The sequence below is a fragment of the Streptomyces sp. NPDC093544 genome (genome assembly GCF_040683495.1).
Taxonomy (GTDB): domain Bacteria; phylum Actinomycetota; class Actinomycetes; order Streptomycetales; family Streptomycetaceae; genus Streptomyces.
On record NZ_JBFBEA010000001.1, the window covers coordinates 65691 to 90468 of the forward strand.

Below are 24778 nucleotides of genomic sequence, written 5' to 3' on the forward strand. Positions count from 1 at the left end.
CCCCCGTTTGTCCGTATTGATAGGGAGGTTGCCTGTCTGCCCTGTGGCGTGCGCTACAAAAGGCTTGATCCGTTTGTTGATTGAAAGATGTCCCGTTTAGCGTCGGTCCGGCTGTTCGTCAGGCAATGCGCCGCGCCCGCGGCACCGGACAGTCATCGCCGAGTCCCCGTACGGCGCGAGCCAGGGGAGCCGGGGACCCATATGTAGTCCCTGGGGTGAATCGGACGTCCTCCTTGGAGGTGGTCCGTAGGAGACCTTCCTGCTCCGAACCCGTCAGCTAACCCGGTAGGCGAGAAGGAAGGAAAGGATCAGCTCCTACATGGCGTTCACCTGTGGCACAGGCAAGCACCGTCGCCCGAGCCGCGTGAAGCGCACGACCACGAACGCCCTCGGCGTCGCGGCGCTCACCACGACCGGTGTCCTCGGCACCCTGGCCGCCCCGGCGCTCGCCGCGGACAACTCCGTCGAGCAGACCGGCCTGACCCAGGCCGTCGAGATCGGTGACTCGATCGCCGACCAGATCGACGCACAGGCCGCCGCCCAGCAGCAGGCCGCCGACGAGGCCGCCGCGCAGAAGAAGGCCGAGGCGGCCGCCAAGAAGAAGGCCGCCGAGAAGGCCAAGGAGGAGCGCGAGGCCAAGGAGCGCGCCGCCCGCGCGGCCGAGCGCAAGCGCCTGAACACCTTCGTCACGCCGATCACCGGCTCGTACATCTCCACCGGCTACAAGACCGGCGGCAGCCTCTGGTCGTCCGGCAGTCACACCGGCGTCGACTTCCACGCAGCGTCCGGGACCTCGGTCCACGCGGTCGGCTCGGGCACGGTCGTCACGGCCGGCTGGGGCGGCGCGTACGGCAACCAGATCGTCCTCAAGATGAACGACGGCACCTACACGATGTACGGCCACCTGTCGTCCATAGGTGTCTCCGTGGGCCAGACGGTCACCCCGGGCGAGCAGATAGGCCTCTCCGGGGCCACCGGCAACACCACCGGGCCGCACCTCCACTTCGAGGCCCGCACGACCGCCGAGTACGGCTCGGACATCGACCCCGTCGCATATCTCCGCTCGCACGGCGTGAACGTCTGATCACTCGCGTACGTACTTCACAGGGTCCCGGCTCGAACGAGCCGGGACCTTGTCGTTTCGAACCGTTTCGAACGACCGACTGTCCAAAAAATATCCATGGATTCCGGTCCCCCGTCGGAAATTCCGAGTCTCTGCAATAGAGTCACTGAACAAGCGCCAATCGAAGGCGTTTCACGGGGATTAAAGCGGAGGTCCGGTATGCGTGTTCCTGCGCACTCGGTATGCACGGCGATCCGCGACGACATCGTCGCGGGTGTCTACGAGCGTGGCAGCCGGCTCACCGAGGAACTGCTCGCGCGCCGCTACGGCGTCTCACGCGTCCCCGTACGCGAGGCCCTGCGCACGCTGGAGGCCGAGGGCTTCGTGGTCACCCGGCGGCACGCGGGCGCGTGCGTCGCGGAGCCGACCGAGCAGGAGGCCGCGGACCTGCTGGAGATGCGCATGCTCCTGGAGCCGCTGGGTGCCGCGCGGGCCGCGCAGCGCCGCACCGAGGCTCACCTCAAGGTGCTCCGAGGCCTGGTCAGGCTGGGTCAGGAGCGGGCCAGGAGGGGCAACAGCGAGGATCTGCGCTCGCTCGGCGGCTGGTTCCACGAGACCCTCGCGCAGGCCTCCGGCAGCCCCGCGCTGACCTCCACGCTGTCCCAGCTGCGGCACAAGATCGCCTGGATGTACGCGGTCGAAGCGCCGGCCAACCCGGCGGAGTCCTGGGCGGAGCACGGCGGGATCGTGGACGCCGTCGCGCGCGGCGACAGCGAGCGAGCGCGGGCGATCACGGCACTGCACACCGAACGCGCGATGACCGCGCATCGCCTCCGCTTTCCCGGCGGGGCCGATCGCCCGGACCGTGTGAGGACTTCGCAACATCCCGTAAACATGACGGGTCTGCGGCATTAACATGAGCGCCGTATACAAAGAGAAGTAATTCGCGGGAGATTATTTATGCTGCCCGCACAATGGAAATGCGAAGGGCCCACCCGATAATTCGGGCGGGCCCTTGCCGGTGTTTTGGAGCGATGAAAAGCGCCATCGAAGCGATGGACGCCGCCATCGAACCTCAGACGGTCTCGGGAAGCTCGTCGAGCCCCTCGGAGACCAGCTTGGCCAGACGGTCGAGCGCGGCGTCCGCACCCTCGGCGTCGGAGGCGAGGACGATCTCCTCGCCGCCCTGCGCACCCAGGCCGAGGACCGCGAGCATGGAGGCCGCGTTGGAGGGGTTCCCGTCCGCCTTGGCGATCGTCACGGGGACGCCGGAGGCCGTGACGGCCCGGACGAAGATGGAGGCGGGGCGGGCATGGAGGCCCTCGGCCCAACCGACGTTGACGCGGCGCTCAGCCATGTGATGCTGCCCTTCAGGTGTCTCAGGTTGTCTAGACCAGTGTCCCATATGGTGAAGCGTGTCAGGAGCGGGTCAGAGGGTGACAAACCCCTGGCTCCCGTCCCGGACCCGGCGCCGGATCCCGGCCTGGATCCGGCTTCGGTTCCCCCAAGACTGCCTCGCGCCGTTGTCGTACGCGAGCCGTACTCTGGGGCGCATGCAGACCTCGTCGGACCGGCACGAGTACCCCTCCCACTGGGAGGCGGACGTGGTGCTGCGAGACGGTGGTACCGCACGCATCAGACCCATCACCGTCGACGACGCCGACCGTCTGGTCAGCTTCTACGAGCAGGTCTCCGACGAGTCGAAGTACTACCGCTTCTTCGCGCCGTATCCGCGGCTGTCCGCAAAGGACGTCCGCCGCTTCACACACCACGACTTTGTGGACCGGGTGGGACTGGCGGCCACGGTGGGCGGCGATTTCATCGCCACCGTACGCTACGACCGCATCAGCGCCGACGGCCTGCCGGCCTCCGCCCCCGCCGATGAGGCAGAGGTCGCCTTCCTTGTTCAGGACGCCCACCAGGGGCGCGGCGTCGCCTCCGCCCTCCTCGAACACATCGCGGCCGTGGCCCGGGAGCGGGACATCCGCCGGTTCGCCGCGGAGGTGCTCCCGGCCAACAACAAGATGATCAAGGTGTTCACGGACGCCGGGTACCGGCAGAAGCGGCACTTCGAGGACGGCGTCGTACGCCTGGAGTTCGACCTCGAACCCACCGACCGGTCGCTCGCCGTGCAGCGCGCGCGGGAGCAGCGCGCCGAGGCCCGGTCCGTGCACCGGCTGCTCGCGCCCGGCTCGGTCGCCGTCATCGGCGCCGGCCGCACCCCCGGCGGAGTGGGCCGCAGCGTCCTCACGAACCTCAGCGCCGCGGGCTTCACCGGGCGGCTGTACGCCGTGAACAGGGCGGTCCAGGAGAGCGAGCTCGACGGAGTTCCCGCGTACCGCTCCATCGTCGACATCGCGGAGCCCGTCGACCTCGCGGTCGTCGCCGTGCCCGCGCCTCACGTCCCCGAGGTCGTCGCGGAGTGCGGTGAGCACGGCGTGCAGGGGCTCGTGGTCGTGTCCGCGGGGTACGCCGAGAGCGGCCCCGAAGGGCGCGAACGCCAGCGCGAACTCGTCCGCCAGGCCCGTACGTACGGCATGCGCATCATCGGCCCCAACGCCTTCGGGGTCATCAACACCTCTTCCGAGGTACGGCTCAATGCCTCGCTCGCGCCGGAGATGCCGCGGCCCGGTCGGATAGGTCTGTTCGCCCAGTCGGGTGCGATCGGGATCGCCCTGCTGTCCCGGCTGCACCGGCGCGGCGGCGGCGTCACCGGCACCACCGGTGTGTCGACCTTCGTCTCCTCCGGCAACCGCGCGGATGTGTCCGGCAATGACGTACTCCAGTACTGGTACGACGATCCGGACACCGACGTCGCCCTGATGTACCTCGAATCCATCGGCAACCCGCGCAAGTTCACCCGGCTCGCCCGGCGGACCGCGGCGGCGAAACCGCTGGTCGTGGTCCAGGGTGCCCGGCACGCCGCCGCTCCGCAGGGGCATGCCGTACGGGCCACACGGTTGCCGCACGCCACCGTGTCCGCGCTGCTGGGGCAGGCCGGGGTGATCCGGGTGGACACGATCACCGAACTGGTCGACGCGGGGCTTCTGCTGGCACGCCAGCCGCTGCCTCCCGGGCCCCGGGTGGCGATCCTCGGGAACTCGGAGTCGCTGGGGCTGCTCACGTACGACGCGTGCCTGGCCGAAGGGCTTCAGCCGTCGCCGCCGGTGGATCTCACGACAGGGGCGTCTGCGGACGACTTCCGTCGGGCGCTGGCGGGTGCCCTTGCCGACGACGGCTGTGACGCCGTAGTGGTGACCGCCATCCCGGCGGTGGGGGAGACCTCCGCTCAGGACGCAGCTCTGGCCGAGGCTCTGCGCGCGGCCTCGGCTGCGGCTCCGGCCAAGCCGGTGCTCGTGGTGCACGTCGAGCTCGGTGGGCTCGCCGAGGCACTCTCCGCCGCCGTCAGCACCGCACCACAGGCAGCCTCCACCGACCCCGGAGCCCCCGGAAGTGCGCAGGCGGGCCGCCCCGCGGAACACCTGCCCACCGAGGTGGAAGCGACCGATGAAGCTCGCCTCATCCCCGCCTACCCCGCCGCCGAGCGCGCCGTCCGGGCCCTCGCCGAAGCTGTGAAGTACGCCCAGTGGCGGCAGGACGCCGCCGAACCGGGCAGGGTGCCGGAGTACGAGGACATCGACGAAAAGGGCGCCGCCGAGCAGATCGACGTCCTCCTCGCGCGCGGGGAGGACGAGGAGGCACTGACCCTCGGCACCGAGGAGACCCGAGACCTGCTCGGGCGGTACGGCATCGACGTACGCCCTGCCCTGCCGGCCCCGACGCCGGACGACGCGGCGCGCGCCGCGAGAGACCTCGGCTACCCGGTGGTCCTCAAGACCACCGCCCCGCATCTGCGGCACCGCGCCGACCTGGGCGGCGTACGGCTCGATCTGGCGGACGAGGAGCAACTGCGACGGGCGTACGCGGAGTTGACCGAGCTCTTCGGGAAGCCGGCGGAGCTGCGCCCGGTCGTGCAGGCCATGGCGCCGCGCGGAGTCGACACGGTCGTATCGGCCGTCATCGACCCGGCGGCCGGAGCGGTGCTCTCGTTCGGGCTCTCCGGAGCCGCCTCGGAGCTGCTCGGGGACACCGCGCACCGGCTGATACCGGTCACCGACCGGGACGCGACCTCGCTGGTCAGGTCGATCCGGACGGCGCCGCTCCTCTTCGGCTGGCGCGGCTCCGCCCCGGTCGACACGGCGGCCCTGGAAGAGCTGATGCTGCGTGTCTCGCGCCTGGTCGACGATCACCCGGAGGTCGTCGCGGTGTCCCTGGAGCCCGTGGTGGTCGCCCCGCACGGCCTGAGCGCGCTCGGCGCCACCGTACGGCTGCACCGGGCCCCCGTCCGCGACGACCTCGGCCCGCGGACGCTCCCCGTCTACTGATCTCGTTTCGCCGGATCTCCTTTCGACGGATACGGATCTCCGCCGGGCGGACCCCACGAGAGGTGCCTCGCAGTCAGTGGGCGCCCGTAAGATGGACATCATGGCCAAGACCAGTACGTCGACCCAGGGGCTGCGAGCGGCGATCGAGCGCAGTGGCTACTACCCGGCCCTCGTGGCCGAGGCGGTGGAGGCCGCGATCGGCGGCGACACCATCCGGTCGTACCTGGTTCATCAGGAGACGACGTTCGACGCCAACGAGGTGCGTCGGCACGTCACGGTGCTCGTGCTCACGGGCAACCGTTTCATCGTGAGCCACACCGACGAGCAGGCCGAGGACACCACCTCACCGACGCCGTACGCCACCACGTCGACGGAGTCCGTGAAGCTCGGCCGTATCTCGTCGGTCGTCGTCAGCCGAGTCGTCGCCAACCCCGAGTCGTACGCGCCGGGCACGCTGCCCCGCGAGGTCGTCCTGACCATCGGCTGGGGCGCTGTCTCCCGTATCGACCTGGAGCCCGCCGCCTGCGGCGACCCCAACTGCGAGGCGGACCACGGCTACACGGGCAGCTCGACGGCGGACGACCTGAGCCTGCGCGTCAGCGAGGCCGGGGACGGCCCCGAGACAGTGCGCCAGGCCCTCGTCTTCGCGCAGGCCCTCTCCGAGGCGACCGCGGACATCACGCGCTGATGGTCCTGCCTGCCTGGGACCACCCGGAACCCCTTGCCCTCGACACCGCCCCCGTCCCCGAGTACGGCGCCGGCTCGCTCGCCGACCTGCTGCCCACCCTCGCCGCGGGCATGGCCGTGCCCGAAATGACCGCCGCCATACCGGAACTGACCGGGGCCGACCGGAACTGCGTCTTCCTGATCGACGGCCTCGGCTGGGAGCAGCTGAAGGCGCACCCCGACGAGGCGCCCTTCATGACGTCGCTCCTGGCGTCCTCGCGAGGCGGCACGGGCCGCCCGATCACCACGGGCTATCCGGCCACCACCGCGACCTCACTCGCCTCCGTCGGCACCGGCCTGCCGCCCGGCGCGCACGGCCTGCCCGGCTACACCGTGCGCAACCCCAGGACCGGCGAGCTGATGAACCAGCTGCGCTGGCAGCCGTGGACGGACCCGCGCGCCTGGCAGCCGTACCCCACGGTCTTCCAACTGGCCGACAAGGCCGGCGTACACACCGCCCAGGTCTCCTCGCCCGCCTTCCAGAACACCCCGCTGACGAAGATCGCGCTCAGTGGCGGAACGTTCCACGGGCGGCTGACCGGCGAGGAGCGCATGGACGCCGCCGCCGCACAACTCGCGGCCGGCGACCGCTCCCTGGTCTACACGTACTACGCCGAGGTGGACGGCAAGGGCCACCGCTTCGGCGTCGACTCGGACCCATGGCGCGGCCAGCTCATGTACGTCGACCGCCTGGTCCAGCGTCTCGCGGAGCAACTGCCGCCGCGTGCGGCCCTGTACGTCACCGCCGACCACGGCATGATCGACATCCCCTTCGACGAGCAGCACCGCATCGACTTCGACGAGGACTGGGAGCTGCGCGCCGGAGTCGCCCTCCTCGGCGGCGAGGGCCGCGCCCGGCATGTCTACGCCGTCCAGGGCGCCGAGTCGGACGTCCTGACCTGCTGGCGCGAGGTGCTCGGCGAGCAGTTCTGGGTGGCCTCGCGGGACGAGGCGATCGCGGCGGGCTGGTTCGGCCCGCAGATCGACAAACGGGTGTACGCCCGGATCGGTGATGTCGTCGCCGCGGCCCGCGACGACGTTCTGATCATCGCCTCCGAGCGGGAGCCGAAGGAGTCGGCGATGGTCGGCAACCACGGCTCGATGACCCCGGCGGAACAGCACGTACCCCTCCTGCAAGTACGCTCCTGACCGCTCCTCGTTCCCCTTGCCGAAAGGTGCTCAACCCGCCATGCCCGAACTGGCGTTCTTCTCTGGAACGATGGACTGTGGAAAGTCGACTCTGGCGCTTCAGATTGTGCACAACCGATCAGCGCGCGGCCTTCAAGAGCTGATCTTCACACGCGACGACCGCGCGGGAGAGGGCAAGCTGTCGTCGCGCCTGGGGCTCGTGACCGATGCGGTGGAGGCGGGGCCGGGGCTGGATCTGTATGGATTCGTCGTCGGTCAGATCTCACGGGGCGGCCGGGTCGACTACGTCATTGTGGACGAGGCCCAGTTCCTGCTCGCCGGGCAGATCGACCAGTTGGCCCGGATCGTGGATGACCTGGACCTGGACGTCTTCGCGTTCGGCATCACCACTGACTTCCGGACCAAGCTCTTCCCCGGCTCGCAGCGCCTGATCGAACTCGCCGACCGCGTCGAGACCCTCCAGGTCGAGGCGATGTGCTGGTGCGGCGCACGAGCCACCCACAACGCTCGGACGGTGGACGGGGAAATGGTGGTCGAGGGCGAGCAGGTCGTCGTGGGAGATGTGGACCGCCCCGCGGCGGCGGTTGGCTACGAGGTGCTGTGCCGACGTCATCACCGCAAGCGGATGACGAGCGCCGCGGCACGGGCGGTGACACTGTCACCGGACGTACTCCCGATCACCTCCGGCTGACCGCGGGCCACGGGGAGGCGAGCGGACTCGCTCGCTCGCCGGCCGTGGCGTTCGCCGTGCGCCGGGTCGGCTCTCGCCGGCCGTGACGTCCGCCGTGACCCAGGTCGGCGACGATCTCGGCTTCCGCGCGTGGCGGAACTCGGCGCAGCCGCCGAAACGTCCGGCGGCCGCGCCGGGTGGCCCAGAGCCTGGGCGTCAGCTCACTGTCACCGACACCCTCGCCTCTTCGGCGGCGGAGTTGGTGATGTCCTTCGCGCTCGCGGTGAGGGTGTGTTCCCCAGTGGTCAGGGCGGTGGACGCGGTGCAGGTCCACGCACCGTCATGGCCCGCCGTGGCGGTGCACACCTCCGTACCTTCGACGGTCACCGTCACTTTCGCATCCGGCTCGGCGGTTCCGGAGAGGGTGGGCGACGTGCCGACGGTCGCACCCTCGACCGGGGAGGTGACCGTCACCGGCGGGGCGAACCGCTGGGCGTCCGGGACACCGGCCCCGCTGACCTTGATCGCGACGCTGTGCACCGTGACGGTTCCGCCGCTGTTGCGCAGCCGGAAGTCGCCCTTCGCGTGCTGGGCGCCGCCGAAGTAGGCGTCCGTGGCACTGACGGTCGCCGTCTTCCACGTGTTGGTGCCGGTGAGCGGGATGGCGGCCGTCGACTTGTACGGATCGGAGCTGCCGTTGTCGTACTGCACCGCGAACGAGCCCGTGCCCTGGTCGTAGTACGCGACGGTGAAAGTGGCCGCGAAGTAGCCGCCGTGGGCGACGGAGTCGTCGATGTCGAAATAGATGTTGCCTGCCGTGCCCGTCCGGGCCGTGAGCCCGTCGGTCACCGAGGCGGTCGTCGGACCGTCGAAACCGCCCGAGGTGTCCTCGGCCTGGGTCACGCCGTAGGTGTGGTTGTCCGAGCCGAGTACGGAACCGAGCACAGCCGTGCCCGGCGGCTGGTCGGAGGCGGTGAACGTGCGCCCCGGCGACGTGTCGCTCTGGAGCCCGCCGAGATCGGTGAGCGTCGCCGTCAGGGTCTGCCGTCCCTTGGTGAAGCCGCCGGCGGGCGAGCAGCTCCACGCGCCGTTCTCGTCCGCGGTGGCGGTGCACAAGGTGTCGGACCCCTTGCGCACGGTCACCGCGCCGTCGGGGACGCCGGTGCCGGAGACCGCGGACGCGAGTTTGACGGTGGCCTCGCTCGCCGGAGTGGTGACCGCCGGGGCGGGCGGGAACAGGCGACTGTCGGCGACCCATGCACCGGTCACGGCCAGCCCGGCACTGTGCACGGTGAACGGACTCGCCGAGTGCAGCCGCAGATCCGCGCCACCGTTCTGCAGCCCGCCGAAGTAGGCGTCCTCCAGCGGCACTTCAGCCGTCTTCCAGGTGCCGCTGCCGGTGAGCGTGATGGTGCCCGCCGAGCGGTAGCGGTCCTTCGGGCCCGCGTCGTACTGCACCGCGAGCGAACCGGCTGCCGCGTCGAAGTAGGAGAGGGTCAGCTTCGCATCGTACGAACCTGTGGCCGCCGTGCTGTTGCCGACGTCGAAGTACATGTCGCTGCCGGTGTCACCCGTTCCCGTGCCGGTGGTGCGGCCGGTGTGTCCGGCCACGACGCCGGCCGTGGTGGTCGCGCCGGACGAGCCGGAGTAGTCGAGCTGGGTCAGGCCGTAGTCCCGGTTGGACGCGGCCAGAACCGAACCAACTGTCGACGTGCCCGACTTGACTCCGGCGTCGAGGCCGATCTGTACGCCGCCGAGATGGCGGGCGGCGGTCGGCGCGCTGCCGGTCACCTGGGCAAAGGGCAGCTTCATGGTGGGGGAGGACACCTGCTGCACGAGGTAGCTGCGGCCGGCCTTCACGGGGATGCTGAACAGCTCCGCCGTGCCGGGTCGCACCACTGCCTTGCCGGTGGTTCCGTCGACCACCTCCACCTGCTTGCCGGGCCAGGGGCTCTTCACCTTCACGGTGCCTGTGCTGCCCGCCTCGATGGCCGCGGTGACCAACTGCCCGTCCTGCACCTGGACATCGGCCTTGTTCTTCTGCTGGAGGTACACGGTGCCGCTGACGTCCCAGTCGGCCGGCCATGCCGGTGCGAAACGCAGGATGCCGTCGAAGTCCTGGGCGAGGGCTTCGTTGACGGCCGTTGCCACGCCGGACATCTGCTCGATGTACGGCTGGTAGCCGACCGCGTTGCCGATGTCGGCGAAGCCGTTCGGGTAGACCTGGTGGGCCTCGGTGATGGAGATCAACCTGTCATGAACCTCTGCCGGGTCCTGGAGCCGGGCCGCCTGGATCGCGTCCATCGACCAGTCGTTACCCGTCTTGACCGGCCGGTTGGCGTAGCTGCGCCTCTCGACGTCGAACATGTTGGCGTCCTGGTCGGTCACGGTGTTCCAGGGCCACAGCGGTTCGAGTTCGACGTTCTCGCTGTTGCGGCGCTGAGCGGTGGGCTCGTACGACACGGCGATCATGTCGGTGCCCGTGGCGTCCGCGGCGTCCGTCTCGGCCTGGGTGTAGTTCGAGTTGAGCAGCTTGGTCCTGGTGGCCTGGTCGGTGCGCGGGTACGGCGGGATCTGCTTCTCGGCCTTGGCGACCTGGGTGACGAGCGCCGCATCGGTGGTCTTGTCCGTGCCGAGCACGGCGGCGGCCTGCTGGATGATCGGGAAGAGGGCGCGGACCGACGCCATGTTGGTGGTGGGGTCCTTGACGTCCCACTGGGTCTCGTGGGCGTTGGCGACGGAGTGCAGCAGTCCGTCGGCGCCGGGCTGCTGATAGGCGAGCTGAAAGACCGCGGTGGACTTCATGAACGGGAAGTACTTCTTGAGCATCTTCAGGTCGTTGGTGGCCTGGAACTGCTGCCACATGTACATCGCGACCTCGGGCCCACTGGAGATGTTCAGCGCGTTCCAGTTCGGGGCGCCGGGCGCGCTGCACGCCGCGTTGGCTCCCGGGGCCGGGTCGCCGCCGTTGCCGTTGAACCGCATCACCTCCGGTACGCAGGCGCCGGGGAGGCCACCCATCTGCGCCTTCGTCCATGTCTCGATGGCGGCGAGGTTGTCCGCGTAGACGTCGAAGATCGGGATGTTGAGGGCGTATTTGCCCGAGCTCATGTTGGCGGAGATCTGGGTCCGCAGATTCCACAGCCAGAACGAGGACGGTGTCCAGGTCTGCCTGTCCTTGGCCCAGGCGAACATGTTGGCCTCACCTGCCTGGCTGCCGGGGAGGAGGCCCTTGCCCATGGATGCCGTCTCCGCGTACAGGTACAGCGTGCGCAGGTTCTCCATGTACTCGGCGCTGCCGTCCGCGGAGTCCATCGCGACCAGGCCGGTGTTCTTCCAGACGCGGTTCCACCAGGCGTCCTGAGCGGCCATCAGGGCCGAGGTGGAAGCCTTGGCATCCCTCCCGATCAGGTCGGACGCCGTCTTGGCCGGGTCGCCGCCCTGCCATCCGGGGGACGCCACCACGACCCTGAAGGTTCCGTCGGCGTGAGGCTTGAAGGAGACCTTGATCTGGGTCGGGGACGCCACGGTGGTCTGCACGTCCCGGCCACCGGCCGTCACGGCCGCGAGCGAGCCGAACGTCTCGCCGGTGCCCTTCGGCGGTGCCTGGTCCAGCCAGGTCTCGGCGAGGGTTCCTATGGTGCCCGAGACCGCGGCGGCCGGCTTGCGTCCGGACCAGAGGTTGATGGTGGCGCTCTGGACGATGTCCGGGTTCGCGCCGGTGACGTCGACGATGAGCTCGTCCTTGGCACCGGCGACCCACGCCTCCATGGACATGCCGCCACCGGACTGCCGGAACACCCCGTCCGTGAGGTCGAGCACCCCCTTGTAGTCGGCGGCGTGCGAGATCGCCGAAAGCCCCGGAATGTTCAACTGGCCCGGGGACTTACGGTCCGGCATGGTGTCGGAGCGGTTGAGCTGTGCGGTGAAGCCGTCGGCTGCCCAGGCCGCCACACCGAGGGAGCCGTTCCCCATCGGCATGGATGCGATGGGGTCGGTGTTGGGGGCGCCGAGCACGATGTCGGACCGGCTGACCACGCTCTCCGTGTCGAGCTGGAACGCGCCGTGCCGCCAGGCGGTGGTGGGGGCGCTCGCGGCCTGCGCGTCTCCGGGGGCCGCCAGGCTCAGGCCGGCCACTGTGGCCAGCACGGCCGCCCACAGTGCCGGGGATCGTCTGAGCGGGGACGGCCGGGAGCGGGAGGTTCTCTGCATGGTGCCCTCCAAAGCGTGCGGAGCTTGATACGGGCGAGGTGGCCGAGGTGGCCCGAGGTGGAGCATTAATCCGATGAATGAGCTTGATTGCCTGCATGACTTGCCTGTACGCGGGGCTCGTTGGGCTGGCGTCTTGAATACATCGGATGACTGATGTCTAGGGCATGCGTAGCAGTGCTGTAAAGATCCGTACCGCAGTTCGCTCGGTGGTTCCCGTGAGTCGTCCGCCGGCGGCGCCCTCGAAGAAGGTCGGTCAGTACCTCACCCTGAACGCGGGTCGGCGACGCTCCTGCGTCGCGGTTGCAATGATCGGAGGTCTTCGCCCGACGGCTGCGTCGGGGCTGTGAACTCCGGACAGCCCCCTTGGATCCGTGGCGAGGTGTCGACCGGCGTCCCGCGCGAGAGCGCCAGGCGGCGGCAGCCCGGTGGCGGATGACCGGGCCGTGGAGGAGCCCTGGTCGTGGGTGTGTGGCAGTCGCAGACGAGGTCGAACGACTGCCGCGCAGGCCCACCGCGGCCAGGGCCTGCGCGGCCAGGGCCTGCGCGGAGTAACTCGTCCCGCCGCCGTCGGAGTTGCCCGGCGAGGTGTTGGAGTCGTCGCCGGCACCGGTGTCGTTGTACGCCGTGGCCACCGACGGACGGGCGATGTTGACCGACCCCGTGTCGGAGCGGTCGTCGGCGATGTCAACCAGGCCGAGGACATCGGCTATGAGGTGCTGTGCCGCCGGCGCACCGCGCCGTATTGCGGCCGGCACGGCTACCCCCGCCAGGGCTCACGCGGGCACCCTGTCACCGGACGTGCTGCCGACGACCTCCGCCTGACGTCAGGTCACCGGTCGGCCCCTCGGCGCCCGTTCACTGGACGCTGTGGATCAGGGAGAACATCGCGCCCTCCGGATCCGCCACCGTCGCCACGCGCCCGTACGACGAGTCGTGGGCGGCCTTGAGGACGTGCCCGCCGAGGTCCGTGACATGGGTGACGGTGTCGTCCACGTCCGCGGCCTCGAAGTACGTCATCCAGTGCGGGCCGCGGTCGCGGGGCAGGCCGTGGCCGACGCCCTGGATGCCGGCCACCGGACGGCCGTCGATGTGCAGGGTCACGTAGTCGAAGTCGGCCGAGACGACCGGCTCCAGCTCGTAACCGAAGACCCCTTGGTAGAACTTGACGACGCTCTCGGTGTCGCGGGTCACCAGTTCGTTCCACGCGGGCGTACCCGGTACGCCGGTGATGCCCGTGCCCAGGTGGGAGGTCGCCTGCCAGATCCCGAAGACGGCGCCCGTCGGGTCCGAGGCGATCGCCATGCGGCCGGCCTCGCCCGCGTCCAGGGGGCCGACCCCCACGGTGCCGCCGCTGAGCCGTACCGTCTCGGCGGTCAGATCGACGTCGTCCGAGGCGAGATACGGCGTCCAGGCGATGGGCAGATGCCGGTCGGGCGGCAGTTGCCCGATCCCCGCCACCTCGTACCCGTCGAGCAGGGCGCGTGCGTACGGGCCGAGCTGGTGCGGGCCGGGCTGGAACTCCCAGCCGAACAGCGCTCCGTAGAAGTCCTGGGTCGTGGCCATCCCGTGCACCATCAGGCTCACCCAGCAGGGTGTGCCGGGCGTGTGCGGAGCGTCCGTCGCGCCGTTCAGGCCGGCCGACCCCCGTGCCTCGGTCATCGTCACTCTCTTCTCGGCCCCTCGCGGTGGCCGGTCACCTTCCGCCTACCCGCACGCGTACCGCAATCGCGTACCCATAAGCCCCGTGCCGATGTTCGCACCACCGGTCGCACCGTGCGTCCCGGCCGCGCCGTCGTTCAGCGGCCTACGCCCGGAGGATGCCCGATGTGCAGTTTCCCGTCCGTTTCCGCACCATTGCCACACGGTGTCCATCGGCTGTACAGCATGTGCCCGATCCCATACGCCTCGTGATCGGACCTGCCCGGCCGAGCACAGTAGCCCGACATGGACGACGCGGCCACCCCGTGCGCAAGGATGGTCGCCATGAACGCCATCATCCCCGCGCCCGAGCTGGCGAGCGACCTGGCCGGACCGAACCCTCCTGTCGTCCTTGATGTCCGCTGGCAGCTCGGTGGTCCGAATCTGCGCTCCGAGTACGAGAAGGCGCACATCCCTGGGGCCGTTTTTGTCGATTTGGATTCCGAACTTGCAGGTCCGGCGGGGGTTGGCGGCCGCCACCCGCTGCCGGACCCTAAGGTCTTCGCCGCGGCGATGCGCGCCGCCGGGGTCTCGGTGGACCGCGATGTCGTTGTGTACGACGGCGGGCTCGGCTGGGGCGCCGCACGCGCCTGGTGGCTGCTGGCCTATACGGGTCATCCCTCGGTGCGCGTGCTTGACGGCGGACTCGCCGCCTGGAGCGGGCCGGTGTCGTCGGAGATCCCGGCGCCCGCCGCCGGAGACTTCGTGCCGGCGCCCGGCGCCAAGCCCCTGCTCGACGCGGACGGGGCGGCGGCACTCGCCCGTACCGGACTGTTGCTCGACGCCCGGGCCGGTGAGCGGTACCGGGGCGAGGTCGAACCGATCGACCCCGTGGGCGGGCACATCCCCGGCGCGGTCTCCGCACCGACCACCGAGAACGTCACGGGCGACGGACGGTTCCGGCCTGCCGCCGAACTCGCCGATCGCTTCAAGTCCCTTGGCGCGACCGGTACTCCCGAGGTCGGCGTCTACTGCGGTTCGGGCGTCTCCGGCGCCCACGAGGTGCTGGCACTCGCCGTCGCGGGCATCCCGGCCGCCCTGTACGCGGGCTCCTGGTCGGAGTGGACACGGGACGGGAGCCGGCCGGTCGCGGTGGGTCCCGACCCGCAGTAGCGGCGGGACATCCAGGAGCAGCGGTGGGACCCGCGCCAGGTCGGCGCGGGCCCCACCGTCGTACGACTGATCAGTCCTTGTTCTTCCGTCGCGTACCGAACACGATCTCGTCCCAGCTCGGGACCGCCGCGCGGCGGCCGGGGCGGACGCCGTCGGCCTCGGCCTGGCGGTCGGTCGAGCCGACGAGGCGATCGCGGTGGCTGCCGACCGAGCGGGGCATGAGGACGTCCGCGTAGGCGGAACCGGCACCGGCGGAGGCCGCGGGGGCCGGGGCCTCCTCGGCTTCGGGCTCGGCGGCGGGCTCCTCCGTGTCGGGCCGCTCCGTGGTGGCGGGCCGCTCGGGCACCACCATGTCGCCGCGGAAACTCGGCACCGCCTCCAGGAGGCTGGTGAGCGAGTCCCGCTCGGACTCCTCGACCGGCTCCGGGGACGGCGCGGGCAGGCTCGGCCGCTCCGTCTGCCGGTCCAGGGCGCGGTCCATCGGGCGGTCCCGGGGCAGCCGTGCGATCCGCGGTACGAACGGGAAGCTCGGCTCGGCGGCCGCCGAGAGGTCGTCGGACTCGCCGATCAGCGAGCGCGCCTCGTCGTCGACGGCCTGGACGAGCCGCCGCGGCGGGTCGTACGTCCAGCTCGCCGAGTGCGGCTCACCCGCGACCCGGTAGACCAGCAGTACTTCCCAGGTGCCGTCGTCACGACGCCAAGAATCCCACTGGGCGGTTTCCTTTTCGGCGCCGCGCAGCGTCAGCCGCTCCTGCACGGCCTCGCCGAGCTGGGGTCCGGCGTTCTCGCCGGGGCGGCGGACAGGGGTCTTCCTTGCACGCTCGGCCATGAAGGCGCGCTCGGCGAGGACGGGCCCCTCGAAGCGGCGCACGCGGTCGACGGGGATTCCGGCGAGCTGTGCGACCTCCTCTGCGGAGGAGCCGGCACGTATACGTGCCTGAATGTCTCGGGGGCGGAGATGGCTCTCCACCTCGATCTCGATCTGGCCGAGGCGGGGACGGTCGCCGCGTACAGCGGCGCGCAGACGCTCGTCAATCGGAAGCGTGTACTCCGTGCTGTCCGCAGCCTTCAGCACCAGCCGTGTGCCGTCGTTAGAGACGGCCACGACACGCAGTTCCGGCATGAGGACCTCCCGGGTGGTGCCTGCCGACGTCACGTGCGTCGCTGCTTCCGCTAGTCGAGTGTGGCCTGCCCGGGTGCAGCCTGCCACAACCTTGCCGAGTTCTCCGGCGTGTCGGGCACAGGCCCGAGACCGCCGTTATGGCACGGTTACCTATTCGCAACGCTAAGTGACGAACTCCATCACCCTGTGCAACGAGCCCCCTCCCGGCGGTCCTGCAAGGCCCCGGACACCCTGGCGGGAGTCCGGACCCAGGGCTCGCAAGAGTACTCCATTCGGGCCACTTGCGCGGTTCGGCACGCCACCCAACTTCGAGCAGGGGGTGGTAGTTGGCCGACGGATGCGCGGTTTTTGTGACCATGAAAAGTGGCACACTTCACGTAATCACCGCAAACGGAACTAATTGCTTCGCCCGTACGTCCCTTTCTTGTGCGGTCAGTTGATCAAGTGGGTCAAGTCGATCAAGTACGGGAAAGGCAGGCAAGGTCCGGGCATGCGTGAAAAGCCGGATGTCGGTGCGGAGTCGGACGTCGATGAGGAGGTCGGGAAGAAGCGACTGGATCTGAGTGTCCCCCAAGTCGCGGGCGGTGCGGTGGCAGCGGTGGTGGCCGCGAAACTCGCCTCCTACTTCGGGGTCTACGGGACGATGCTGGGCGCGGGCCTGGTCAGCGTGGTCGCCACCTGCGGCGGCACGGTCTTCCAGCACTTCTTCAAGCGCACCGGCGAGCAGATACGCGTGGTGACGGTGCAGGCCAAGCCGAAGGCCCAGCAGTTCCCGGCCGCGGGGGAGTTCACCGAGGGGACCGTCTACCGCGCCCGGGTCAGGAGCTGGAAGCGGCCGGTGATCGCGGCCGCGCTCGTCTTCGGCGTCACCATGGCGGGCATCACCACCTACGAACTCGTGTCGGGCCACAGCTTCAGCGGCGACAACAAGGGCACGACCGTGGGCGACGCCCTCAAGGGGAGCGGCTCCGGTTCCTCATCGGTGCCCAGTACGCCGCCCGCGTCGAGTGCGACGCCTTCGGACAGCCCCTCCTCCGCGCAGCCGTCCGGCAACAGCGGTACGGGCACCGCTGGGGACGGCGCTACGACGCCCACGCCGACGCCGAGTTCGAGTGCCACGCCGGAGACCGGGGGCGACTCTCCGACCCCCACCCCCAGCGAGAGCGCTACGACCCCAGCACCCTCCGCAAGTAGTCGTTCCCAAAGCGTCGATCCGGGTCAAGCCGATCCCTCAGCGCAGTGAACTCGCCGAAGCGCGGATAGACCTCGGCGAAGTACTCCGCGTCGCGCGTGTGCACCTTGCCCCAGTGCGGCCGCCCCTCGTGCGCGGTGAGGATCCGCTCGGCGGCGGTGAAGTACGCCTGATAGGGGGTGCCCTTGAACATATGGACGGCGATGTACGCGCTCTCCCGCCCGGACGCCGTCGAGAGTGTGATGTCGTCCGCGGGCGCCGTGCGCACTTCGACGGGGAAACTGACCCGCAGGGACGACCGGTCGACCATCGTCTTCAGCTCGCGCAGCGTCTCGACGAGGGCCTCGCGCGGAACGGCGTACTCCATCTCCACGAAGCGCACCCGGCGCGGAGAAGTGAAGACCTTGTAGGGAATGTCGGTGTACGTCCGTGCGGACAGCGCGCGGCTGGAGATCTTCGCGATCGTCGGGATGGTGGCGGGCACGGCGCGGCCGAGCAGATTGACCGCCTGGAAGACGCCGTTGGAGAGGAACTCGTCCTCGATCCAGCCGCTGATCTGGGGCACCGGTTTCTCGGGCCCCGCGCTGCGGTTGTTGCGCTTGGTGTTGCAGTTGCCGGTGTGCGGGAACCAGTAGAACTCGAAGTGCTCGTTCTCGGTGAACAGTTCGTCGAAGTCGGCGGTGACCTTGTCGAAGGTCATCGCCTCCTCGCGGGCCGTGAGGAGAAAAACGGGCTCTACGGAGAAGGTGATCGCGGTGATGATCCCCAGGGCGCCGATTCCGATCCGGGCGGCCGCGAAGACCTCGGGATTCTCCTTCTCGGAGCAGGTGAGAGCGGAGCCGTCGGCCATGACCAGCTCAAGGCCCTTGATCTGGGCGGCGATCGAGGCGGAGTCACGCCCGGTGCCGTGCGTCCCGGTGCTGACCGCACCGGAAACCGTCTGCTCCATGATGTCGCCCATGTTGGTGAGCGACAGGCCCTCGCGGGCGAGAGCGAGGTTGAGACGCTTGAGCGGGGTGCCCGCCTCCACGGTGACGGTGCCGGCCTCGCGGTCGATCCTGCGGATGCCGGTCAGCAACTGAGGGCGGATCAGTACGCCGTCGGTCGCGGCGGCGGCCGTGAAGGAGTGCCCGGCGCCGACGGCCTTCACCTTCAGACCGTCCTCGGCGGCGCTGCGCACGGCCGCGGAGAGCTCCTCGACGGAGGCGGGAGTGACCTCTCGCGCCGGACGGGCGGTGACCGTTCCCGCCCAGTTACGCCACGTTCCGCTCTTCCCGTTCGCTGTGCTGCTCATGGGTCCCTCCCCGATGCGGAACCGGCCTGTTGAGCCGGCGATACCCGAGGAAACCGACCGCGACCGCGACGGCCCCGGACACCGCCGGAACCCCGTACCCGGCCTTCGCGCCGGCGGCGTCGATCACCCAGCCGGCCACGGAGGAACCGAGCGCGACCCCGACCGCGAGCCCGGTGCTGATCCAGGTCATGCCCTCGGTCAGTTTCGCGCGTGGTACGTGCTGTTCGATGAGGGACATCGTGGTGATCATCGTGGGAGCGATGGACAGGCCCGCAACGAACAGCGCCACGGCCAGGAACGGCAAGTTTCCGACCAGTAGGAGGGGGATCATACTCACGGCCATCGCACATACGCCCAGCAGCCACCGACGTTCGGGCGCCCCCTTGAAGTGCAGCAGCCCGAACACCGCTCCCGCCGAACAGGAGCCCGCCGCGTAGAGCGCGAGGACGATGCTCGCCGCGGCCTTGTGGCCCTGCTCCTCGGCGAAGGCCACCGTGACCACGTCGACTGCTCCGAAGATCGCTCCGGTCGCCGCGAAGGTGGCCACCAGGACCTGGAGTCCGGCCGAGGTCATCGCCGAACCGCCCTTGTCGTGCCCGCGTGGATGAGGCTCCGGTTCGGTGCCGCGCTGGGCCGTCAGCCAGAAGACGCCGACGGCGAGGAAGCAGGCGGCGAGCAGCGGCCCGGCCTCCGGGAACCACACCGTGGACAGGCCGATGGAGATGATCGGTCCGAAGATGAAGCAGATCTCGTCCACCACGGACTCGAAGGAGTACGCGGTGTGCAGTTGCGGGGTGCCCCGGTAGAGGGCCGCCCAGCGGGCCCTGACCATCGCGCCCATGCTCGGCACGCAGCCGATGCCGGCCGAGCAGACGAACAGCACCCAGTCCGGCCACTCGAACTTCGCCGCGAGCAGCAGCCCCGCGGCCGCGGACAGCGCGAACAGCGTCACAGGGCGCAGCACCCGCCGCTGCCCGTGCCGGTCCACCAGCCGGGAGACCTGTGGCCCCATCGCCGCGGCGGCCAGCGCCATCGTCGCGGACAGCGCACCCGCGAGCCCGTACCGCCCGGTGAGCTGGGAGATCATCGTGACCACGCCGATGCCCATCATCGACAGCGGCATCCGGCCGAGGAAGCCCGCTGCGGAGAAGCCCCTGGAGCCGGGGGCGGCGAACAGGGCGCGGTACGGGCTGGGCAAGGGGGAACTCCGGTCGGCTCGGCTCGGCCGCCCGGTCACCACGAGCGGCCTGAATACCGGTAAGGCGTGAATCTGGCCGATACAGCTTACGGGTGAGGTGACCCTAACGCACTCCCTCGGACGTTTGTCCGGTGGCCGTTGTCCGCCTGCCAGCGACGGATGGCAGGATCGAAGGCATGCCAGACGTGCTCGATGCCACCCCCTACGACGCCCTGCTGCTGCTCTCGTTCGGCGGCCCGGAGGGACCGGACGACGTGGTCCCGTTTCTGGAGAACGTGACGCGGGGGCGCGGCATCCCCAAGGAACGGCTCAAGGAAGTGGGTCAGCACTACTTCCTGTTCGGCGGGGTCAGCCCCATCAACGACCAGAGCCGCGCCCTGCTCGACGCGCTCCGCAAGGACTTCGCCGACCACGGCCTGGACCTGCCCGTCTACTGGGGCAACCGCAACTGGGCGCCGTACCTGACCGACACCCTGCGCGAGCTGGTCGCCGACGGCCGGCGCCGCGTCCTCGTCCTCGCCACCAGCGCGTACGCCTCGTACTCGGGCTGCCGCCAGTACCGCGAGAACCTCGCCGAGGCTCTGGCCACCCTTGAGGCCGAGGGCCTGGACCTGCCGAAGATCGACAAGCTGCGGCACTACTTCAACCACCCCGGCTTCGTACGCCCCATGGTGGACGGCGTACTGAAGTCCCTGGCCGACCTCCCGGGGGACGTACGGGAGGGGGCGCACCTCGCCTTCACGACACACTCGATCCCGGACGCCGCCGCCGACAGCTCGGGGCCCGTCGAGGACCACGGTGACGGCGGCGCGTACGTCGAGCAGCACCTGGACGTCGCCCGACTGATCGTCGACGCCGTACGCGAGGAGACCGGGACCGACCATCCCTGGCAGCTCGTCTACCAGTCGCGCTCCGGAGCCCCGCACATCCCGTGGCTGGAGCCCGACATCTGCGACCACCTGGAGGAGCTGCACGGCGCCGGCGTCCCGGCCGTCGTGATGGCGCCCATCGGGTTCGTGTCGGACCACATGGAGGTCCTGTACGACCTCGACACGGAGGCCACCGCCAAGGCGGCGGAGCTGGGGCTGCCGGTGCGCCGCTCGGCCACCGTGGGCGCCGACCCGCGGTTCGCCGCGGCGATCCGTGAACTCCTCCTGGAGCGCGCCGCGACCGAGAGCGGACGCCAGGTGACACCCTGCGCCCTGGGTGCTCTCGGCGCGAGTCACGACCTGTGCCCGGCGGGCTGCTGCCCGGCCCGTGCCCCGAAGCCCGCCGCCGCGGGCGCCGACAGCCCGTACGCCTGAGGAGCCCCGTGATCGAGCCCCTGCACACCGAACTGCTCCAGCTCGCCCACCAGGCCGCCCGTAGCGCCGGTGAGCTGCTGCGGGACGGACGCCCGGCGCACCTCACGGTCGCCGCGACCAAGTCCAGCCCGATCGATGTCGTCACCGAGATGGACATCGCCGCCGAGAAGTTGATCACCGACCTGATCTCCCAGCACCGCCCCGCCGACGGCTTCCTCGGCGAGGAGGGCGCCGCCACGGAGGGCACCAGCGGCATCCGCTGGATCATCGACCCGCTCGACGGCACGGTCAACTACCTGTATGGGCTGCCGACCTGGGGTGTTTCCATCGCCGCCGAACAGAACGGCGAGACCGTCGTCGGAGTCGTCGCGGCGCCGATGCGCGGCGAGACCTACCACGCGGTACGCGGCCGTGGCTCCCGGGCCACCGGAGCCTGGGTCGGCGAGCGCCGGCTGACCTGCCGCCCGTCGCCGTCCCTGGACCAGGCCCTGGTCTCCACGGGCTTCAACTATGTGACCGAGGTCAAGACCCACCAGGCCGACGTGGCCCAGCGGTTGATCCCGCTGATCCGTGACATCCGGCGCTCCGGCTCGGCCGCGGTCGACCTGTGCGACGTCGCGGCGGGCCGCCTCGACGGCTACTACGAGCGGGGCCTGCACCCCTGGGACCTCGCGGCGGGTGACCTGATCGCCCGTGAGGCGGGCGCGGTGACCGGTGGCCGCCCCGGTGAGCGCCCTGGAGGCGATCTGGCGGTGGCAGCCTCCCCGGGGGTCTTCGAGCCCCTCCAGCGGCTCCTGGAGGAGTTCGGTGCCTGGCACGACTGACGGCGCGTACAACAGCGCGGCCGACCGCGCGTAACAACAGGCGGCAAACGGAGCGGGGCCCCGGCACTGGATCGATGCCGGGGCCCGCTCTCGTACGAATGAAGAACTGGTGAAGTACTGAAGAACCGAAATGAGGAACTGATCAGACGCGCGTCGCGCCGACCTGCACACCGTGCTCCGCGGCGAGGCGGTGCAGGTCGTCGAGCTCGGCCTGCTCGACCTCCGCGAGGAAGTCGTCGCCTGTCTCGCGAGCCCGCGTCAGGTCGGACTCGGTAGCCCTTATACGCTGCAGAAGTCCTGCGGTGAATGCGTCCATGCTGCGCCCCCTCGTCCTGGGTCGTGGGTCGGTGGCACGGGGGTGTGCCGTTCAGAAGGGGCGATCACGTCTCCAAGGGGTGCCCAGCGCTGCCCGGCTGGGCGGCGACGGTGCCGGACACCCACGCCCGCTCTGCGGAAAGCGGTTGGACGTACCACAAGGTGGCTTGCCACAAGCAGAGCGTGATCGCGGGGTGTAAAGCTGTCGTCCCCCCGCTCCCTTCCGCGGAAACCTCAACCGCACGAGAAAATCTGGCATTCCCACGCGCTCCTCCCGTCTTACAGCCGACTTATGGCCGAAAAGGGCAGGATGGAGGTCTTACCAACGACAGGACCCTGCCCGCCTGCGCCGAAGAGGCGCTACGCGAGTGGACAGAGGAAGGACAAGCGACGTGCGCGTACTCGTCGTCGAGGACGAGCAGCTGCTCGCCGATGCGGTGGCCACCGGACTGCGCCGGGAGGCCATGGCCGTCGACGTCGTGTACGACGGCGCGGCCGCCCTGGAGCGCGTAGGAGTCAACGACTACGACGTGGTCGTCCTCGACCGTGACCTCCCGCTCGTGCACGGTGACGACGTCTGCCGCAAGATCGTCGAGCTCGGCATGCCCACGCGCGTGCTGATGCTCACCGCGTCCGGCGACGTCAGCGACCGCGTCGAGGGCCTGGAGATCGGCGCCGACGACTACCTCCCCAAGCCGTTCGCGTTCAGCGAGCTGACGGCACGCGTGCGTGCCCTGGGACGCCGTACGAGCCTGCCGCTGCCGCCGGTCCTGGAGCGCGCCGGGATCAAGCTCGACCCCAACCGCCGCGAGGTCTTCCGCGACGGCAAGGAAGTGCAGCTCGCGCCCAAGGAGTTCGCCGTCCTGGAGGTGCTGCTGCGCAGCGAGGGCGCCGTCGTCTCGGCCGAGCAGCTCCTGGAGAAGGCCTGGGACGAGAACACGGACCCCTTCACCAACGTCGTACGGGTCACGGTCATGACCCTGCGCCGCAAGCTCGGCGAGCCCCCCGTGATCGTCACCGTGCCCGGCTCCGGCTACCGGATCTGAGCCGCGGTGACCACGACCCCCGCGCCTCCCACGGCGCCTCCGAAGCCCACGTGGGACCCCAGACGGGTGGAGCCCCCGTTCCCCTGGCTGCGTCCGACCATCCGGATACGGCTCACGCTGCTGTACGGCGGCATGTTCCTGATCGCCGGCATCATGCTGCTGTCGATCATCTATCTGCTCGCCGCGCAGGCGCTGAACGTGGGCAGTGACCTGCCCTTCAGGATCGTCTCCGGCGGAGTGAGCAGCCAGACCTGCAACTTCCCGGCGCAACCCACGGCGGCCGAGCTCAACAACGCGATGAACGCCTGCGTCAACGAACAGCGTCAGCACGCCCTGGACGACCTGCTCAGCCGCTCGCTGCTCGCCCTGCTCGGCCTCGCCATCATCGCCTTCGCCTTCGGTTACGCGATGGCGGGCCGGGTGCTCGCGCCGCTCGGCCGGATCACCCGCACCGCACGCGCGGTGGCGGGCTCGGACCTCTCCCGGCGGATCGAACTGGACGGCCCGGACGACGAGTTGAAGGAGCTGGCGGACACCTTCGACGACATGCTGGAGCGGCTCCAGCGGGCCTTCACCGCGCAGCAGCGCTTCGTGGGCAACGCCTCGCACGAGCTGCGGACGCCGCTGGCGATCAACCGCACGCTTCTTGAGGTGCATCTCTCCGACCCCGCGGCGCCGGCGGAACTGCAACAGCTCGGCAAGACCCTGCTCGCCACCAACGAGCGCAGCGAGCAGCTCGTCGAGGGCCTGCTGCTGCTCGCCCGCAGCGACAACCAGATCGTCGAGCGCAAACCCGTGGACCTCGCGGAGGTCGCTTCACGGGCCGTCGACCAGGTGCGCGCCGAGGCGGACGCCAAGGGCGTGGAGATCCGCTCGGAGTGTGCCCCGGCGGTCGTCCAGGGCAACGGCGTCCTTCTTGAGCGGATCGCCCTGAACCTCGTCCAGAACGCCGTCCGGTACAACGTGCCGGACGACGGCTGGGTCGAGGTCACGACGGAGGTTCAGCACGGTCAGGCGGTCCTGGTGGTGTCGAACACGGGGCCGGTGGTTCCCGCGTACGAGATCGACAATCTTTTCGAGCCCTTCCGGCGGCTGCGTACGGAGCGCACGGGCAGCGACAAGGGCGTGGGCCTCGGCCTGTCGATCGCCCGGTCGGTGGCGCGTGCGCACGGGGGGCATATCGTCGCTCAGCCGCGCGAAGGAGGTGGGCTCATGATGCGAGTCACCCTGCCGATCTGAGACCATGTCGCCGACACGCGAGGATGTTCGCTTTGCGCGGAATTTCCTGGGCATACGTCCGGGAGGCTCGTGTGTGATCGATCACAAAGGCGAATTTCTGGCCATCCACTCTCCGTGATCAAGAAGGCCGTCGTAAAGCCAGGAAAATCCGGGTTTTCGGGGGTCCAGATCACGGGAAGTACAGGGTGGGACGCCTTTGAAGTGCGGCCTTCGGACCGTGTACGGTC

At 69.9% G+C, this 24778-nt stretch carries 19 protein-coding genes and 1 riboswitch; of the genes, 12 read left to right on the top strand and 7 right to left on the bottom strand.

Annotated elements, in window-relative coordinates; genetic code table 11:
• Positions 1 to 146: 146 nt before the first annotated feature.
• Positions 147 to 307, top strand: a riboswitch (cyclic di-AMP (ydaO/yuaA leader).
• A 12-nt stretch (positions 308 to 319) separates the two neighbouring features.
• Positions 320 to 1084, top strand: coding sequence for a M23 family metallopeptidase (locus AB0N66_RS00240; RefSeq protein WP_365426168.1), 765 nt, complete (start codon positions 320 to 322; stop codon positions 1082 to 1084).
• Between the two features lie 198 nt (positions 1085 to 1282).
• On the top strand, positions 1283 to 1978 hold the full coding sequence (locus tag AB0N66_RS00245; RefSeq protein WP_365426171.1) for a GntR family transcriptional regulator: 696 nt from the start codon (positions 1283 to 1285) through the stop codon (positions 1976 to 1978).
• A 160-nt stretch (positions 1979 to 2138) separates the two neighbouring features.
• Here the strand turns inward: AB0N66_RS00245 and AB0N66_RS00250 are convergent, their stop codons facing one another.
• Entirely contained in the window at positions 2139 to 2420 is a 282-nt protein-coding gene (locus AB0N66_RS00250) for an HPr family phosphocarrier protein (protein ID WP_365426174.1), read from the bottom strand.
• Between the two features lie 196 nt (positions 2421 to 2616).
• Between AB0N66_RS00250 and AB0N66_RS00255 the strand changes: the two genes are divergently transcribed.
• The 4 genes from AB0N66_RS00255 (at position 2617) to AB0N66_RS00270 (ending at position 8014) form a co-directional block, all read left to right on the top strand.
• Complete coding sequence (locus AB0N66_RS00255; protein WP_365426177.1) at positions 2617 to 5448, top strand: GNAT family N-acetyltransferase; 2832 nt, start codon at positions 2617 to 2619, stop codon at positions 5446 to 5448.
• Positions 5449 to 5548: 100 nt separating this feature from the next.
• On the top strand, positions 5549 to 6136 hold the full coding sequence (locus AB0N66_RS00260; protein ID WP_365426179.1) for a DUF5998 family protein: 588 nt from the start codon (positions 5549 to 5551) through the stop codon (positions 6134 to 6136).
• Complete coding sequence (locus AB0N66_RS00265; protein WP_365426181.1) at positions 6136 to 7323, top strand: nucleotide pyrophosphatase/phosphodiesterase family protein; 1188 nt, start codon at positions 6136 to 6138, stop codon at positions 7321 to 7323. The genes AB0N66_RS00260 and AB0N66_RS00265 overlap by 1 nt, the downstream gene beginning before the upstream one ends.
• A 40-nt stretch (positions 7324 to 7363) precedes the next feature.
• Positions 7364 to 8014: a thymidine kinase gene (locus AB0N66_RS00270; RefSeq protein ID WP_365426184.1), complete on the top strand. Its 651-nt coding sequence runs from the start codon at positions 7364 to 7366 to the stop codon at positions 8012 to 8014.
• A gap of 195 nt (positions 8015 to 8209) precedes the next feature.
• Here AB0N66_RS00270 and AB0N66_RS00275 read toward each other — a convergent pair whose 3' ends face one another.
• Positions 8210 to 12205, bottom strand: a complete 3996-nt coding sequence (locus tag AB0N66_RS00275; protein WP_365426186.1) for an Ig-like domain-containing protein — start codon at positions 12203 to 12205, stop codon at positions 8210 to 8212.
• An 855-nt stretch (positions 12206 to 13060) separates the two neighbouring features.
• Positions 13061 to 13864: a VOC family protein gene (locus AB0N66_RS00280; protein ID WP_365426189.1), complete on the bottom strand. Its 804-nt coding sequence runs from the start codon at positions 13862 to 13864 to the stop codon at positions 13061 to 13063.
• Positions 13865 to 14188: 324 nt separating this feature from the next.
• Here AB0N66_RS00280 and AB0N66_RS00285 point away from each other — a divergent pair, with 324 nt between their 5' ends.
• Complete coding sequence (locus tag AB0N66_RS00285; protein WP_365426192.1) at positions 14189 to 15016, top strand: sulfurtransferase; 828 nt, start codon at positions 14189 to 14191, stop codon at positions 15014 to 15016.
• Positions 15017 to 15086: 70 nt separating this feature from the next.
• Here the strand turns inward: AB0N66_RS00285 and sepH are convergent, their stop codons facing one another.
• Positions 15087 to 16139: a septation protein SepH gene (sepH, locus tag AB0N66_RS00290; RefSeq protein WP_365426195.1), complete on the bottom strand. Its 1053-nt coding sequence runs from the start codon at positions 16137 to 16139 to the stop codon at positions 15087 to 15089.
• A 490-nt stretch (positions 16140 to 16629) separates the two neighbouring features.
• On the opposite strand from sepH, the gene AB0N66_RS00295 reads away from it, so the two are divergent.
• Complete coding sequence (locus AB0N66_RS00295) at positions 16630 to 17382, top strand: hypothetical protein (protein ID WP_365426198.1); 753 nt, start codon at positions 16630 to 16632, stop codon at positions 17380 to 17382.
• Here the strand turns inward: AB0N66_RS00295 and AB0N66_RS00300 are convergent.
• Both AB0N66_RS00300 and AB0N66_RS00305 read right to left on the bottom strand, forming a co-directional pair.
• Positions 17306 to 18625, bottom strand: a complete 1320-nt coding sequence (locus AB0N66_RS00300) for a D-arabinono-1,4-lactone oxidase (protein ID WP_365426201.1) — start codon at positions 18623 to 18625, stop codon at positions 17306 to 17308. The genes AB0N66_RS00295 and AB0N66_RS00300 overlap by 77 nt on opposite strands.
• Positions 18585 to 19823, bottom strand: a complete 1239-nt coding sequence (locus AB0N66_RS00305) for an MFS transporter (protein ID WP_365426204.1) — start codon at positions 19821 to 19823, stop codon at positions 18585 to 18587. The genes AB0N66_RS00300 and AB0N66_RS00305 overlap by 41 nt, the downstream gene beginning before the upstream one ends.
• A gap of 176 nt (positions 19824 to 19999) precedes the next feature.
• On the opposite strand from AB0N66_RS00305, the gene AB0N66_RS00310 reads away from it, so the two are divergent.
• Positions 20000 to 21127: a ferrochelatase gene (locus AB0N66_RS00310; protein WP_365426206.1), complete on the top strand. Its 1128-nt coding sequence runs from the start codon at positions 20000 to 20002 to the stop codon at positions 21125 to 21127.
• Between the two features lie 8 nt (positions 21128 to 21135).
• The gene (locus tag AB0N66_RS00315) at positions 21136 to 21951 is read left to right on the top strand and encodes an inositol monophosphatase family protein (protein WP_365426209.1); all 816 of its coding nucleotides are present in this window, start codon (positions 21136 to 21138) and stop codon (positions 21949 to 21951) included.
• A 142-nt stretch (positions 21952 to 22093) separates the two neighbouring features.
• Here the strand turns inward: AB0N66_RS00315 and AB0N66_RS00320 are convergent, their stop codons facing one another.
• A complete protein-coding gene (locus AB0N66_RS00320; RefSeq protein ID WP_365426212.1) occupies positions 22094 to 22267 on the bottom strand; it encodes a hypothetical protein in 174 nt (57 codons plus the stop codon).
• Between the two features lie 391 nt (positions 22268 to 22658).
• Here AB0N66_RS00320 and AB0N66_RS00325 point away from each other — a divergent pair, with 391 nt between their 5' ends.
• Both AB0N66_RS00325 and AB0N66_RS00330 read left to right on the top strand, forming a co-directional pair.
• Positions 22659 to 23312 (top strand): response regulator transcription factor, encoded by a 654-nt coding sequence (locus tag AB0N66_RS00325; protein ID WP_365426214.1) that lies wholly within the window; start codon positions 22659 to 22661, stop codon positions 23310 to 23312.
• Positions 23313 to 23318: 6 nt separating this feature from the next.
• Complete coding sequence (locus AB0N66_RS00330) at positions 23319 to 24551, top strand: HAMP domain-containing sensor histidine kinase (protein WP_365426217.1); 1233 nt, start codon at positions 23319 to 23321, stop codon at positions 24549 to 24551.
• The last annotated feature ends 227 nt before the right edge of the window (positions 24552 to 24778 follow it).